General features: G+C 51.2%; 11 protein-coding genes. 9 read left to right on the plus strand and 2 right to left on the minus strand.

Features of this window, described 5'->3' with window-relative positions; all coding sequences use genetic code 11:
• From pgi to DEU29_RS02785, 4 genes are all read left to right on the plus strand, one after another.
• Positions 1-1,464, plus strand: coding sequence for a glucose-6-phosphate isomerase (gene pgi / locus DEU29_RS02770; protein ID WP_133538715.1), 1,464 nt, complete (start codon positions 1-3; stop codon positions 1,462-1,464).
• Between the two features lie 103 nt (positions 1,465-1,567).
• Positions 1,568-2,317: a 3'(2'),5'-bisphosphate nucleotidase CysQ gene (gene cysQ / locus DEU29_RS02775; protein ID WP_208107601.1), complete on the plus strand. Its 750-nt coding sequence runs from the start codon at positions 1,568-1,570 to the stop codon at positions 2,315-2,317.
• Between the two features lie 348 nt (positions 2,318-2,665).
• A complete protein-coding gene (locus DEU29_RS02780) occupies positions 2,666-4,915 on the plus strand; it encodes a S8 family serine peptidase (protein WP_133538716.1) in 2,250 nt (749 codons plus the stop codon).
• A gap of 17 nt (positions 4,916-4,932) precedes the next feature.
• Positions 4,933-5,406: a hypothetical protein gene (locus tag DEU29_RS02785; RefSeq protein WP_133538717.1), complete on the plus strand. Its 474-nt coding sequence runs from the start codon at positions 4,933-4,935 to the stop codon at positions 5,404-5,406.
• Between the two features lie 146 nt (positions 5,407-5,552).
• Here DEU29_RS02785 and DEU29_RS02790 read toward each other — a convergent pair whose 3' ends face one another.
• The gene (locus DEU29_RS02790; protein ID WP_133538718.1) at positions 5,553-8,123 is read right to left on the minus strand and encodes a TonB-dependent receptor; all 2,571 of its coding nucleotides are present in this window, start codon (positions 8,121-8,123) and stop codon (positions 5,553-5,555) included.
• A 262-nt stretch (positions 8,124-8,385) separates the two neighbouring features.
• Between DEU29_RS02790 and DEU29_RS02795 the strand changes: the two genes are divergently transcribed.
• The 5 genes from DEU29_RS02795 to DEU29_RS02815 all read left to right on the plus strand — a co-directional run bounded on the left by DEU29_RS02795 (position 8,386) and on the right by DEU29_RS02815 (position 14,398).
• Positions 8,386-9,690, plus strand: coding sequence for an alkaline phosphatase (locus tag DEU29_RS02795; RefSeq protein ID WP_133538719.1), 1,305 nt, complete (start codon positions 8,386-8,388; stop codon positions 9,688-9,690).
• Between the two features lie 82 nt (positions 9,691-9,772).
• Positions 9,773-11,857: a polyphosphate kinase 1 gene (gene ppk1, locus DEU29_RS02800; RefSeq protein ID WP_133538720.1), complete on the plus strand. Its 2,085-nt coding sequence runs from the start codon at positions 9,773-9,775 to the stop codon at positions 11,855-11,857.
• On the plus strand, positions 11,844-13,346 hold the full coding sequence (locus DEU29_RS02805) for an exopolyphosphatase (protein ID WP_243734451.1): 1,503 nt from the start codon (positions 11,844-11,846) through the stop codon (positions 13,344-13,346). The genes ppk1 and DEU29_RS02805 overlap by 14 nt, the downstream gene beginning before the upstream one ends.
• Before the next feature lie 132 nt (positions 13,347-13,478).
• Positions 13,479-13,685 (plus strand): hypothetical protein, encoded by a 207-nt coding sequence (locus DEU29_RS02810; protein ID WP_133538722.1) that lies wholly within the window; start codon positions 13,479-13,481, stop codon positions 13,683-13,685.
• A complete protein-coding gene (locus tag DEU29_RS02815; protein ID WP_133538723.1) occupies positions 13,685-14,398 on the plus strand; it encodes a nucleotidyl transferase AbiEii/AbiGii toxin family protein in 714 nt (237 codons plus the stop codon). Before DEU29_RS02810 ends, DEU29_RS02815 begins: the two co-directional genes overlap by 1 nt.
• Positions 14,399-14,462: 64 nt before the next feature.
• On the opposite strand, the gene DEU29_RS02820 is transcribed toward DEU29_RS02815, so the two are convergent.
• A complete protein-coding gene (locus DEU29_RS02820) occupies positions 14,463-16,367 on the minus strand; it encodes a PKD domain-containing protein (RefSeq protein ID WP_133538724.1) in 1,905 nt (634 codons plus the stop codon).
• Positions 16,368-16,537: the final 170 nt, after the last annotated feature.

The following is a 16,537-nucleotide window of genomic DNA, read 5'->3' on the forward strand; positions in this document are numbered from 1 at the left end:
ATGCCATTAATTAAGGGTCCCCATTTATCACTTGATTACAGCTATCAGCATATTACGATTTCTGAACTGACAAAGACGAGTCAGCTACCCGATTCTTTTGCGCAATTAAAACAAAAATTGGTTAAGGGGGAGTTCAGAAACCCAACCGAGAACCGACCGGTTTCTCATTGCCTTGCTCGCTCCATTCATTCTGTTGTTGATAAAAAGAAATCGACCCGTTTTTGCGACATTGTGCGCAAATTGCGCTCGGGGCGTTGGCTAGGTTCAACGGGCCAGCCGATAACTGATGTGGTTAACCTGGGCGTCGGAGGCTCTGACTTAGGTCCTTTAATGGGGGCTGCCGCACTTAACGAATTTGCTGATGATGCGACCCTGCATAACTTAAATGTGCATTTTGTGTCGTCGATGGACGGTGGGCAGTTGCACAAGTTATTGCCAACGCTTGATGCCGAAACGACGTTATTTATAATCGCGTCGAAATCCTTTGGCACCATCGATACTCTGGCCAATGTGGCAACGGTACGCGAGTGGGTTAAGCCGGTGCTGAATGATGATGGTTGGCTGGCGCATCATGTTATTGGGGTTTCATCTAACGCTCAGCGTATGGTGGATTATGGCATCCCGGCGGCGCACCAACTTACTTTCGGCGAGGGCGTCGGCGGCCGTTACTCGTTATGGTCCGCGATTGGGTTAAGCATTGCGTTAGCGACAGGGCTTCATGTTTTTGAGCAGATGCTGGCGGGCGCACGGGCGATGGACGAGCACTTCGTCGAAGCACCGATTGAACAGAACATTCCGGTTCTGATGGCTCTGTATGGCGCCTATAACCGTGAACAGCGTGGCATCAATAACTTAGCGATTTTGCCGTATGACGGTCGGCTGCAAATGCTTCCTTCGTATTTACAGCAGCTCGATATGGAAAGTAACGGTAAGCAGTGTCGGTATGATGGCGAGGCTATTGATTATGCCACCGGTCCGATTATCTGGGGGGGGCATGGGCCAAATGGGCAGCATGCGTTTTTCCAGCATTTGCATCAGGGCTATGATGATTTTGCTGCGGATTTCATCATTGTTCTGTCCCGACATGCGCCGGGGTTCTCTTCCAACGTTGCAGATGCGCTGGCGGCGCAGCAACGCTTGTCGGTGGCCAATGCGCTAGCACATCGGCGTTTAATGTGGTTTGGTTCGTCGGATGGCACGCCGCGTAATGAATACCCGGGTAAACATCCGTCGAACGCGCTGGTGATGGAAGAACTGACACCTGAAAGTTTTGGCGCACTGATTGCTGCCTACGAGCATAAAGTGTTTACGCAAGGCGTTATATGGCAGATTAACTCGTTTGACCAGCCCGGGGTGGAGAAGGGTAAGAAGATAGCCACTGAGATTTATGACGCCATAGAAAACGGCAGCGAATTAAGTAATATTGACGAATCAACGGCGTATTGGATTAATAAATTGCGGTAACGCGCGTCCTGACGCACGGAAAAAAGCAGATCCGTAGCGTGCGTCCTGACGCACGGCAAGAACCGGTCGCGTCAGGACGCGACGTACGACGAAGACACCCGATATGGAGCACACATTGCTAAAGGAACTAGAAAAAATCGCGCGTGACGCAGGTGCGGCGATTATGGCGATTTACCAAAGTGAGGACTTTGATGTTCAGCTGAAGGGCGACGACAGCCCGCTGACCAAAGCCGACCTTGCCGCGCACCAGGTTATCGTTGATGGTTTGCGTAAACTGAATGTTCAATATCCCATTATCTCTGAAGAATCCGCTGATATCGACTGGGAGCTGCGCAAGCATTGGCATCGCTATTGGCTGGTTGACCCTCTGGATGGCACTAAAGAGTTTATCAAGCGCAACGGCGAGTTTACTGTCAATATTGCCTTGATCGAACGAGGCCAACCGATTCTGGGTGTGGTTTACGCGCCTGATTTAGATGCTATGTACATTGGTGAGCGTGATAAAGGCGCCCGCTTGAACGGTGAGGCTATTACTGTATGTCATGAATCACCGCAAACGCTGCGAGTCGTCGGTTCGCGTTCCCATGCCTCGCAGGAAACCACCGACTGGCTGGAGCAGTTAGGCAAGCCCTACGAAATGGTGCCGATGGGCAGTTCGTTAAAAATTTGTCTGGTAGCGGAAGGCAAAGCCGATGTTTACCCCCGCTTAGGGCCCACGTCTGAATGGGACACCGCTGCTGCGCACGCGGTTTTGACTGCCGCAGGTGGGTCGGTGACCACAGTGGATGGTGAACCGTTGCTCTACAATCAAAAAGAATCGTTTTTGAACCCGTACTTTATTGCACGCCCTTAAACCGCGAGCAAAGCGAGCCCAAACCGACCGTAGGTCCCAAACCCGAGCTCGGTTTAGGTTCGCGACACGAGATCAATCGTACAATTCGAGCGACTAACGGCATTTTAAGATTCAGGTCATACCTGTTAACATCTCCGACCTGAAATCGCTTACATCCATAAAAGTTAAATGTTAGAAACACTTTGTAACACTCTCCGTTACAACTTGTTAAAGAAAGTTAATAGAATGTGCCCTTGAGATTATACAACTTGTTGAAAAACCAATACGTGCGTCAGGACGCACGGTACAGGTTGTGTAATTTGTAGCGTGCGTCCCGACGCACGTTAATAACAACAAGAAGAGGGCATTATGGCGCGAAATACCTTTAAGCTGACCGCGCTGTCAGCAGCAGTACTTATGGGCTTGACCGCCTGTGGTGGTGATGGAGATACCAACTTTGCTCCGGATGTGAGCGCACAGAACATAGACGGCGGCCTACAATGGGTCCCCGTAACCGGTCAAGTGACCGCTACCGATGCGAACAATGATTCGTTATCTTTTTCAGCAAGTGTCGTGGCTTCTGAAGGAGGAGAAACCCCCGGAACGGTTTCTATCGATGGTAGTGGTCACTTCTCATATATTCCACTAACCACGGCGCCGGCAACCATCAATGTGCAAGTCAGTGACGGTCAGGAAACGACCACAGCGCAGGTACAAGTTTCTGGCATCGCCGGCGACCCGCTGGCCTACCAACAGTGGCACTTGCGCAACACAGGGCAAAAAGCCTATGCGCAAAGTGAAGAATTCATCGCATTTTTAGTTAACGTTCTGGGCTGGCCCGAAGAGCAAGCGCGCGCAAACTTTATTGACGACAGCGTTTCGGTGGCCGGCAACGATATGAACGTGATCGAGGCCCATGCACAGGGAGCCTACGGTCAGGGGATGATGGTTGCTGTAGTCGACTCAGGCCTGGAAATCAATCACCCGGATTTACAAGCGAATATCGCACCGAACAAATCACTGAATTTCATTCCGGATGCCAGCAATAAAATGGATCCGACCAGTACCTCCGTATTTGGCGATCACGGTACATCCGTGGGTGGTTTGATTGCAGCGGTCGCCGGTAACGACGAAGGCGGACGTGGCGTTGCACCGCAAGCGCAATTATTCGGCTTAAACTTTTTGGGTGGTCAGGGTACACAAACCATGCTCAACCTGGCGTTAAGCCACGGTTTACCGGGCAGTGGAGTATCAGACTCTGACCCTGTAGTTGCGTATAACCGGAGTTACGGCATTTCGTTGCCATTTGCATTGTATACGTCGGTTGCTGAAAGTACTTATGAACAATACACAGCAACGGAGTTGCGTAACGGCCTGGGCGCTGTAAACGTGAAGTCAGCAGGTAACGCATTCAATAATACCGGCAATGCCGGCTTGTTCAGCAATATTTGCTCGGCCTCGGGCGCTGCTCAATACGGTCTGACTTGCCTTAACGGCAATCTGGACCCTTCTAACGCGAACTTTTTTACAACAACAGTAGCCGCTGTTAATGCTGACGGTACTCACACCAGCTATTCGACAGCTGGCTCTAACGTTTTTGTCGCAGCGCCGGCGGGTGAATATGGTGAGATTGAGCCAGCGATGGTAACGACTGACCAGTCAACGTGTTTACAAGGTTACAGTGGCTTCCCTTATCAGGATGCAATTGACAGTCAGACCGGAATTCCTGGCTATTTCGCGGGCACACGGCCGTTTAACGCGCCGGGCCACCCTGAAAATCCAAACTGTAATTATACCTCGACCTTTAACGGAACGTCATCTGCTGCACCGAATGCCTCAGGTGTGGTGGCCTTGATTGGTTCAGCGAACCCCGCGCTAAGCGCACGTGAAATTCGTCACGTCCTTGCCAATACCTCAACGCAGGTTGACGCAGAGGATCTGGGTGTTGTGATTCCAGCGGGTAGTGGTGAATTTGTCGCCGATCCGGGCTGGATAGAGAATGCAGCCGGTTACGCGTTCAACTTAAAATACGGCTTTGGTCGTGTTGATGCAGGCGCCGCCGTAAGCTTGGCAAAGGAATGGCAGCCAGGCTCACTAGGACAGTTGCTGAGTACCGGTTGGATGAGTGTTTCACCAGAGCAAGCGCTTGAAATCCCGGATAATAATGCAGAGGGTGTGAGCTATAGCTTTACGGTTGATGGTGATCTGACGTTAGAAGGTATTCAGGTTCAGTTAACCGTTAGTAATGACGACTTGTCGAGTGTTAACGACTCCGGAGAGGCGGTGTGTGGATTGACGACAGCAGGTAACGACCTTGCGATCGAGCTGACGTCACCGGCAGGTACAACCACTCAGTTATTGTCTGGCTTGCAAGCGCTTAACATCGGAGCTGATGGCTTCTGCAGTGATTATATTCTGGAGAACACGACGTTCTTAGCTAATGCGTTTTATGGCGAGAACCTCCGCGGTGAGTGGACCATACGTTTGGTCGACGTTAATGGTGATGACCTGACTGCTGATGCGCGCGGGCTTAACTTGTCTGCCGAAGAAACGTTTAGCAATAATTCAGTGCCGTCAGTGTTTGAACACATTGATTTCCGTGCCTTTGGGCATCAATAAACGCGAGGAGAATAAGCATGAAATTAATGAAAACTGTGGTTCTTATGAGCCTCTCATCTGCGTTCATGGTGACTAGCGTTATGGCACAGGAGCCGTTGCTAAAACCTGTTGAAGCGGTCGGTAATGCGCCGTTATTAGCGTCAAAAAGTTACAAACAATACCGTGTGGACAGTAGTGAAATTGACTCAGCACAGGTGTCAGATCGTGCGGCGGGTCGGCTTATTGCCGGTACTAAAGTGGTGAATACGCTATCCGGTGAGCCAGGCGAGGTATCGGGTATTGTTGCGGTACTGATTAACGATCAAAATATTGATGCGTTAGCACAGCAGTTTGGACTGGCGGTGGAGCGTCGTTACGATCGTTTGAATCTAGCGTTACTGAAAGCAGAAGCCGGTACGGATATGCTGCAATTGCGCAGAGACATGATGGGTGTTGATGGCATTTCAGGTGTTGATATCGAGATTGTTGAGCAGTTGCGCAGCACACAGTAGATTGCGGCTTTAGCGCGACAAATAAAAAGCCTGATTTCGATATGAAATCAGGCTTTTTTTATCTAACGTGTTTTGCTCGCGCCGAAGGCGGCGAGCTACGCTGTTAGAGCGAACCGTACGTCGCGCCTCGCGGCGCGACTTGGCTATCAGAACGAGTAGCTTAGCTTGGTGTAAACAAAGCGACCGCGCGGGTTGTGCACGCTTGGCGCATAACCGTACAGGTCGTTGTTAAACGCTTCCGGTGGCTCTTCGTCAAACAAATTGGTTGAACCCAGCGTGACACGGAAGTTTGAAGTCACATCGTAGTAGGCTTGTAAATCAACCAATAGTTGGCTGTCGACCATCCGTGTTTTTGATGCTTCAACATCTGCTGGCGCCTGGTAATCCTCGAACTCTCCGATGTAGTTCAGGTTCAGGTTAACGCCAAAGGCGTCACGTGCCCACTCGGCACGAGCCGTCCAACGGTGCTCCGGATACTCATACTCTCCGGCATAGTCGATACCGTCTTTCTCGAACTTGCTCATGTAAGACCAGTCAACGCCTAAACGGATATCGCCCAGTTGCTGTACCTGCCAGGTGTAGTTAGCAGAGAAATCCAGACCGGCTGCTTCCTGGCTCGATAAGTTCACGTAGGTGTTGTACAACACCGCCAGCTCACCTAAACGGTCGCCCGGTAGCGGGTCGCGACGCTCACAAACGGTACTGTTTTGGTCATTACAGTTTGCTGCGTAGACATTCTCGAAGTCGTTCTGAACAATCTTGTTGTCTTGTTCGATTGACCAGTAGTCTGCCGAGATATCAAACGCGTCAGTCACCTGCCAGATACCACCAATGTTGTAGTTTGATGACTCTTCCGGCTCCAGGCCATCTGAACCAGAGAATACGATGGTGTAATCCAACGGCACACAGCTCTCGTTGTCGGCTTCGCAACGGAAGGTATCGACAAAGAAGGTTGAAACTTGTGACGGACCTAGGCCAATTTGTGCCAACGATGGTGCACGGAAACCTTCACCGTACGATGCACGCAGGGTGACGTCATCCGACGGGCGCCATTGCAGTTTAAACTGCGGGTTAAAGGTCGAGCCAAAGTCGCTGTAATCATCGTAGCGGCCGGCTGCGGTAAGCTCGAGCTGGTCGGTAATCGGTACCAGGAACTCGACATACGCGGCCCATTGGTCACGCGCAGCTTCGGCCTGCACAGACTCGGTACCGAAGATTAAGCCCCGCTGGAACTGATCATCCGGTTGGTCAAATACGTCTTCTTCACGGTACTCAAGACCTGCTGCCATCGAGACCCAATGGTCGCCCAGCTGGAATGCTTCGCCGGCAATACTGGCGTCCATTGCAGTTAAGTGCGACTCGCCGCGACGTACCAGTGAGGTGGTGATATCGTTGATAACCGCCGGGTCATTGATGGTACCGCCGAATGGGTTGTAATTACCTAAGTTGATTTGCTCCTGCAGGAAGTCTGTGCGCACCCAGCCTTGCTCACGCGAACCGGTTTGCATGCCTTCACTGCGGCCTTTCTGGTACGACACATCCCAGTTCCAGCCGTCTAAATCACCGCGCAGTCCGGCAATAAAACGCAGGGTGTCAGACTCGACGTCCCAGATACGGGCGCCGGCATCAACAGTACGGAAGAAGTTGATATCAACACGTTCGCCCCAAGGGTTATTGGGGTGATCAGCGGGGACATACAGGCCGGCATCTGCGTCCAATGGCGTCGGTGCACCACCGGCCATCGAGCGGTTATGTTGTGCCGCAATTTCGATATAGGCCTCAACGTCACGGCTTAGCTCACGACGTGACTGAATGATAGCGCCCACGCGTTCTGCTTCCGGGAAGATTTGTGCATAAGGGCCGTAGTCAAAGACGCAGCGCGTACCAACTGTTGAGCTCGGTGGGCAATCCGGATCCGGTTGCTCGGCGCCGTCAACGATGAAGCTACCCGGGAAACCACGCGATGAGCGGAAGTCGTTTCCGCCGTAAGGGGCTTGGTTAGCGGTGCCATTACGACCAAACTCAGCGCCAAAAATTGAGGTGTTTTTCCAGTAGTCCATGATAACGGTGGTGTTACCTTTATCGTCACCGGTACCCCATACCAGGCTCATGCTGGTCTCTTCATAGTTAACATCGCCGGTGGTACCACCGTGGCTAACAGAGAGCTCGGTGCCGACAAAATCGTCACGCAGGATAATGTTGACAACACCGGCAACGGCGTCAGAACCGTAAATAGCAGATGCACCGTCTTTTAGAATGTCGATGCGCTCGATAGCGGCAACCGGAATGGTGTTGATATCGACGAAGGAGTTAGCTACACCCTCGGCGAACGATGATACCGCGACGCGGCGACCATTAAGCAGCACCAATGTTGAGTCAGCACCAAAGCCGCGCAACGAGATTGCGGCTGAGCCGTTAGCGGTGGTGTCCTGGCTGTTCCCCTGAGTAGAGAAGGTACCGACACCGGCTGATGGCAGACGTTCGAGTAATTGCTGAAGGTTGTTGAAACCTGAGGCTTCAATGTCATCTCGCGAGATGACTTCAACCGGTGATGCGCCTTCCATGTCGGTACGGTTGATCCGTGAACCGGTTACCTGAATGCGCTCTAAGCGATCGTTTTCGGCTTGCGCCTCGTCCTGTTGTGCATAGCTGACAGGCGACGCAAACACCGCACCTATGGCTAATGCACACAACGAATACTTAAATGAGTTGTTCATTTTTGTTTTTTTCCCTGTGATTTAAACTCAGACAGTTTGTTTGTCATTAAGATGACATGTTCCTTTATTACACTAAATTAACATATGATCAAGATCATATTTATTGCTTCAGGATGTGGCTCTTTATTTCGTAGGTCGCGTCCTGACGCGACATTGCGGACGTGCGTCAGGACGCACGGTACGGGTTGGCGAGTGTCCCTGTCTTGCTCCTGTAACAAACTCGCGGTAGGATTGCTGGCAATATCCTCATGGAGACGTAATCATGAAACGTACACTTCTCGCGGCGTCGGTCGCTTTGTTAGCCACTTCGGCTGTTGCTGACGACCACCAGAAACCGAATATTATTTATGTGATTGGCGATGGTATGGGCTTTGAGTTTATCAGCGCATACCGTTATGCCATGTCGAATTTAGAGACCAAGGACATCGCGGAAACCCAGTTTGATCACTACCTGACCGGGGCTGCCACCACATATCCCGAGGATGACACCTGGGTAACGGATTCGGCAGCGGGAGCAACGGCATTGGCAGCGGGCGAGAAGTCCTACAACGGCGCCATTGGTATGGATAACGACAAAACCGCGTTAAAAACGGTGATGGAATACGCCAAAGATAGTGGCTATATGACTGGGTCAGTATCCACCTCACAGGTGAACCATGCGACGCCGGCATCGTTTTTCTCACATCACCCGTCGCGCTATGAGTACAACGAAATCGCGGATTTGATGGCGCAGCAATACATCAAAGACGAAGCGTCTTACGATGTGTTATTAGGCGGTGGTCAGCAGTATTTTATCCGTGACGATAAAAACTGGGTCGAGTTGTTACAGCAACATGGGCTGCAGGTGATTCAGGATATGCAGATGCTGGATCAGGTAGAGCAGGCTCCGGTAATGGGCTTGTTTGCGCCGAAAGGCCTGCCGCATGCTATCGATGAAGGTAAAGACTCACTTGCGCGTATGACCTCTACAGCATTGCGTTTATTGTCGGCAGAAGACAAGCCATTTGCGCTAATGATTGAAGGCAGCCAGATTGATTGGTGTGGCCATGCTAACGATATCGCCTGTGCGGTGCACGAGATGGATTCGTTAAATAAAACGCTGGAAGTGGTTAACGAGTTTATTGCTGAGAACCCGAATACCTTGTTTGTGATGACGGCTGACCACTCGACCGGCGGGCTAACGCTGGGCCGTGATGGCGAATATGCCTGGTACTCGGATCGGGTGATGGCGATTGAGAGCTCTATCGCTACCATGCGCGGTGAGCTGTTAGAAATGGATGCTGATCAGTGGGCTGATTACGTTGCTGACAAGGTTAATTCTGAATTGACCCAGGACTATATCGACGAGCTGGCGCTGGCTGCTGAGCAGCAGGGCGAAGCGCGCGAGGAGGCATTGCACAATGCGCTGGTTTACATTACCGGCGACATTACCGGTACCGGCTGGACCGGCAGCGGCCATACTGCCGTTGATGTCCCGGTTTTTGCCACCGGCCCCAATGCCGACCAATTCCGTGGGTACATGGATAACACCGCATTGGGCAAAAGGTTAATCGACATCGTTCGATAAACTTGCGCCAAAGGCGCAAGCTACAGTAGCTCGCGCCTTTGGCGCGAGTATGGGTCGAACAAGCGTCAGGGCTGGTGGCGGAATGAAGTTTTTCAACAAAGAACTCAGTTGGTTGTCGTTTAACGAGCGGGTGCTGCAGGAAGCGGCGGATGCTGCGGTGCCGGTGGTGGAACGAATGCGCTTTCTGGGCATTTTTTCCAGCAATATGGACGAGTTCTTTCAGGTGCGGGTGGCCGCCGTGCGGCGACACATCTTCTTTAGTCAGTCTGAGGAAGAACGCAGCCGCTATGAACGCCTGATGGCGCAGCTGCAAAGCAAGGTTAACGAGCTACAGCAGCAATTTGATGCGATCTTGCCGCAAGTTGTCAGTGCTTTAAAGCAACACCACATCCACCTGCTCGAGCCTCATCAGCTCAATGTCGACGAAAAACAGCGGGTTAAGTTCTTTTTTATCGAAAAAGTCCGCCGCCATCTGGTACCTATTCTGGTTACCGAAAAAACCGACCTACGCAACGTGCTGCGCGAGGACGAGAACTATCTGTGTGTCGAAATCCTCGATGATAATCATAAACGCTATGCGCTGATCGAAGTACCCGCTGATGCCATGGATCGTTTTATCAAATTACCCACCAGCGGTCGCACACGGGATCATAAGATCCTGTTTTTAGACGATATCCTGCAGCTGAATCTTGATGAACTGTTCCGCGGCATTGTGCCGTTTAAGCGGTTGCGGGCGTTCTCTTTCAAAATGACCCGTGATGCTGAATACCATCCGTCTGATGACATCGAGCAAAGTATTCTTGAGCGTATGGAAGAAGGGCTTAAGCAGCGCTTTAAGGCCGACCCTGTGCGTCTGGTTTACGATAAGAAAATGCCCGATGAAATGCTGGTGTTTTTAAGTGAAAAGCTGGATCTGAACCGCTTTGATTCCTTGGTCGCTGGCGGTCGTTACCGTAATACGCGAGACTTCGCTAAGTTTCCGAATTACGGGAGAGCGTCGCTGGAACATCCGCGGCAGCCGGCGCTGTTGCACCCAAAGTTCTACCGTTTCGACAACGTTTTTGATGCCGTTCGCAGCAGCGATATTTTGCTGTATTACCCGTACCACCGCTTCGCTCATTTTACCGAGTTTGTGCGTCAGGCCGCGTATGACCCGAATGTGACCCGTATTGCCATTTGTATTTATCGGGTAGCACCGCACTCGCGTATTCTGCATTCGTTGACCGATGCCGTACAAAACGGCAAACACGTTACCGTGATGGTAGAGTTGCAGGCGCGGTTTGACGAGGAAGCCAACATAGAGTGGGCGAAGGAACTTACCGAAGCGGGAGTGCATGTCAGTTTTGGTATTCATGGCTTAAAAGTGCACTCGAAACTGGTGCTGGTACATCGCCGTGAAGGTATTACCGAGCGCCGCTATGCGGTGATCGGTACCGGTAACTTCCACGAAGGTACCGCGCAGGTGTATACCGATTTTAGCCTGTTTACCTGCGATAACGCGATTACGGCGGATGTCGATAATGTTTTTAATTATCTTGAGCAACCGTATAGGCAGACAAAATTCAGAGAGCTGATGGTGGCGCCGGTGACCATGCGGCAGCGGCTGACCGATTATATCGAGTACGAAATTGAACAGGCTCAGCAGGACCGGCCGGCGGCGATATTTATCAAAGTAAACAACCTGGTTGATGACAGCTTGATTGTGCAGTTGTACCGGGCGTCGCGAGCCGGAGTAAAGATCCGGGCGATCGTGCGCGGTATGTGCGCATTGCGCGCCGGGGTCAAAGATTTGAGCGAAAACATCGAAGTGCGCAGTATTGTTGACCGTTACCTGGAGCACCCGCGGGTCTATTATTTTGAACATGGCGGACAGCAGGAACTGTTTATTGCCTCCGCGGATTTAATGACCCGCAACCTTGATCATCGGGTGGAAGTTGCGGTGCCGGTGCGCGATGCAGATGCCCGCCAGGATGTATTACAGGTGATGGAATTACAATGGCGTGATCGGGCTAAGTCGCGGGTGATTGATGCTGAACAACGCAACACGTACGTCATTGAGCGCGAACAGGCGGGTAAACGTAAGACCAAAAAATCACGCCTGCTGCGATCGCAGACGGCGATTTACCGTTATTTTAAACGCCGGAGTCATGACTATGAGCGCGAATAGCCCGTCTCAACAGCAGTTTGCCGCGCTCGATTTGGGCTCGAACAGTTTCCACCTGATTATTGCGCGACTGGTTGAAGGCCAGTTACAGCCGATTTTTAAATTTAAGCAGCCGGTACAGCTGGCGCAGGGTCTGAATGGGCGTTATTTGTCAGATGCCGCGATTGCCCGCGGGCTGGAAGCGTTAAAACAATGCGCGGTGCGGCTGGAAGGATTTACTACTGATAGCGTTAAAGTGGTGGCGACGCACACCTTGCGGCGGGCAAAAAATCGCAAGCAATTTTTAGCGGCTGCGGCTAAGGTTCTGCCGTTCCCGATTGAGGTGATTTCCGGGCGCGAAGAAGCGCGTTTGATCTATCGTGGGGTCAGCGAGACCATCGCCGATAGTGTCGGCGAGCTGGTGATTGATATTGGCGGCGGCAGTAGTGAGTTTGCCTTTGGTAAAAACAAACAGGCGTCGGTGTTGAGTTCGCGCAGTGTCGGCAGTCTGGCGTGCACAACGCAGTTTTTTAACGACGGTAAAATTAGCGCCAAGCGCTTCGATAAGGCTGTGGTTTATGTGCGCCAACAGATTGAACCGGTTGCTAATGCGCTTGCCGGCAAACGGGTGCAGGCGGTTTACGGTACATCGGGCACCGTCAAGGCGATTTACCAGTGGGTGAGTAAAACGATAAATTCCTCCGCAAGCGGGTTAACCATGGCCGATTTGTTGGCATGCCGCGACCAGCTGATTGCGGCGAAGCATGTTGATAATCTGCAAACCGAGGTGATTTCTGACGATCGACGCGTATCGATAGTGGGTGGCCTGGCGGTATTAATTGGGATATTTGAAGAGCTGGAACTGGAGCGTCTGCAACCTCATGATGCTGCGCTGCGCGAGGGCGTTTTGTACGAACTGGCGCAGGAAGTGCTGAGCCTCGAGGACGTGCGTGAACGAACGATTTATAGTTTGGCACAACGGTATTCGGTCGATGAGGCGCAGGCAAGCCGGGTATGGCGCACCGCTTGTCAGCTTTATCAGGCTGTGGCTGCGGTTTGGCAGATTGACTCGCACGATATGGAGTTGTTGTTGGAAGGTACTGCCAAGCTGCACGAAGTCGGCTTGAGTATCAGTGCCAGCGGGGTACAGAAACATTCTGGTTATATCCTCAGCAATGCGTACATGCCGGGTTTTAATGCCGAAGAGCAGCGATTATTAGCCACGGTGGTGCGGTTTTTTCGGAAAAAACTCAAACCGGAAGAATTTCCCGAGTTGGCATTATTTGATCAGAGCCAGCTGGTAAAGCTGATTTTAATTCTGCGGCTGGCGGTGGTCATTAACAGTGACCGGCAGGACCGGCGGCTAGTGGACGGCGTTAGCGTTAAAGAGAGCCAATTGACGCTCAAACTAACTAAAGCCGCCCGCTTAGACGCCGTGCTGCAGGCCCAGCTCGATGACGAAGCCGCCACCTTTAAAAAGCTCGGCTATCGACTGCTGTACGTCGCGTCCTGACGCGACATTGCGATGCCGGGCGTGCGTCAGGACGCACGGTACAGGGTATTTTATTCGGTAGGTCGATCGCTGGACAAAAAATTACCACTGAATTATGCTTGTTTTACGGTTATAGCACGGTGAGGAAGCCCGATGGAGTTAATTGATCGTAATCAGTATCCGCAGCTTGATCGCTTACTGTGGGATACCAAACAGCAATATTTTACGCATAAAGAGGCAATAACGATTTATGAAGATCGCTGGCGCTTTTTGTTTGAAACTGAGCTGACAGCCAAGGAGCGTAAACTGATTGCAGGACTAACGAAGGAATTTGGCATCTTTCTGCCCGCAGTTGCCTGATGGAAAGCTATCAGCCAGTGGCTTACACGCAACCTCACCATCAACTGATCGAACAGTTGCTACAAGGATTCAATCACGAGTACCTTGGTTCCCACAATATTTTATTTGGCGGTGGCACCCGCATAGCACTCGAACTAAAAGAGTATCGTACCTCTGTTGATATCGATTTTTTATGTGCCAATAAAGAGGCTTACCGGGCCGTTCGACGTCAAGTTACATCGCAGTCACTGGGTGAGTTAGTTAGACGCGAATTTACTTATGTACCCGAAATTCGTTTTGATCGATATGGCGTCAGGACATTTTTAGAGCAGAATGGCGAGCAAGTTAAACTTGAATTCGTGGCGTTCGATGATTATCAATTAGCTAAAGACGCACGAAACAGTCTCTTCCCAGTACCTTTTATTGATCAGACTTCGTGTTTCACGACCAAACTGCTTGCTAATGCTGACCGAGCCGGCCAAAAGCCCTATAAAGATATATTTGATATTGTCGCGATGGCCGCAGCCTGGGGCCCAATCCCTGACTCGTCGCTGCGAGAGGCTGCAAATCATTACAGCGAAAAAGTTGTCATACAGGGGCTGAAAAAAGCGTTGGAAGGATTTAGTGACAATTTGGAGCGTTATCAAGAAGCTGCCGGTGCAATGAATATTTCATCCGACTTTTTTGAATCAACCTTGCAACCGACAGCAGAGAAACTTCGCCGGAGTTTGTAGTACCGTGCGTCAGGACGCACGGTACAGAATTTTCTTGCGATGTTGCCGTGCGTCAGGACGCACGCTACTTAACGACGATTCGCGCCATGGTGCGGTCGACATCGCTGGTGCCGGCGCGGATTTCCATGATGACTTCGTATTCGCCGGGCTCTGTGTAAGAGGTTGCGGCGGTGTGATTAAAGGACCACTGGGTATCGAAGCTGTTGTCGTTATTAAAGTCCCAGCGTACTTCGTAGGCTGACGGTTCTTCGTTGCTGCCGAACGACTTTTCGGCACTAAAAGTTATGCTGTCACCGACGCTGATTTCGTCCAGCTCTTTATCATGGGTAATTACGCCAACCGGTGGGGTTTTATCGCATGTCATTTCGAAGTGCGTATAACCGTCGGTTTCAACCTGTTCGAAACACCAGCTTAATTGCTCCGTCCCCAGCAAAAAATCACGGGCAAATACCGGATGCGCTTGCTCTGCGGTATAAGCTTCATAGGTTCTTAACGCTTTGGCGGCATTGTCAAAAAATGACTTAGCGGCCTGCAAATGAATCTGCGATACATTGCCATCAATATCTCCGCCCTGGTCAATAACTGATAAGCCTTCAAACATCAGGCTGCTAAAATTGCGCCAATTTTGCTCATCACGCATCCAGTTGAGGAACTCGGCATAAAGGCGATGTGGCGAGTTGCCGGAGGTTTGCTGAATCGCGTTGTGCAGGAATGGTTTTAGCTGTTCAGCGGTAAGTTGCCCGATGGCCGCACTGGTCAGCGGACACCAGTTAATCGCATCCAGTACCCGGCACAACCCATGAATCAGCGTCGCCGGAGCATTTTTAGTTAACGACAACTGCTGGAAGTCATCGGTACTAAAAACACGCTCTGTAACAAGGGTACTTAAATCGCCAAACAGTTCCCAACCAACAGCCCGTGGATAGGCCAAAGCGACTTTGTCGTGTTGTGTGTTAATGTCGTAGTAGGCGCCGGAATAATTACTGGCAACGAACTGGTGCTGATTCTCCGGCTGAATAAAACCAGTGGAATCGGCTACTAACGGATACCATTGAGTGCTGCCCAGTGCGCTGCTTGCCGCCTCAAAGGCCGCGAATGCGCTATGGTAGACTTCCGGAAACACGTCGTAATTCATCAAGTTCTTGAAGTCAGTGGCTATGCCGTGCTCGATAGTTTTCTTAAAGTCCTCAAACAGCGGTAGTTTTTTTACCTCGTCAAGTATCAATGCGCGGTCGGCGCGGCTGTATCCCATCATCATCGGCAGCATTGCCACTGTGCCGAGGGCGATTGAATCCACCGTTATATCGTGATCACCACCACGCCATTTGCTGGACTCGGTATCCATCAGCGAGGGAGCAATCAGGCTTTGGTCGTCCGCTTTAGTCAAAAACAGTATCTGGTAGTCCGGTGTTTGGATGGCTCTTATAAAACCCAGGTCACTGTACATGGCCTTCTCTGATAGCGCTGATGATAATTTAAAATGTTCCGATAAGTCATAGTTAGAGAAGGCGCTGGTCGCGACTTCTAACGCTCGAACTTTGGGTTGAACTTTAGCCACCGGGTCGGCTTTGTAAACCACCTCGACATCGGCAATATCGCTGTCGGTGGCGCCATGATTGTCGGTTACGGTGTATTCAAAGCTAATAATTTCGACATCGCCATCGTTAACCTCCGGCGCGGTAAAGGTAATTTGATTTGCGTCTGAAGAGGTCAGCGTGACGCTCGGCCCGGCAACCTGATTCCACTCGGCTTTTACAATGGTGCCATCAGCGTCCTCGCCACTGCCGGTGATAGTAACCTCGGTGAGCATATCGACCGTTTGCCAATTGCTGGCTTCAGCCGTGGGTGGCTGGTTTTCGATATCAATCGCGACATTGTTGCCGCCATCTTCCTCTTCTGCACCACAACCAATAAGCAAAGCCGCAACAGCAACTGCCACCAACGAGCGTGAAAAAGTATGCACGTCCATGTTCGTTTCTCCCGATGTAAAAGGAGAACAAGAATAGCGTCAGCAACAGGCGAAAAGGATAGAAGAAAGCGCAACACCACGTAGGATATGTGGGACATCGGGACAAACGGTTTGTACGTCGCGCCCCAACGCGACTTTTAATATTCGAACAGTAGTTTGCTACCGATTAT

Origin of the sequence: Idiomarina aquatica, from assembly GCF_004362895.1 — a bacterium.
Classification (GTDB): Bacteria; Pseudomonadota; Gammaproteobacteria; order Enterobacterales; family Alteromonadaceae; genus Idiomarina.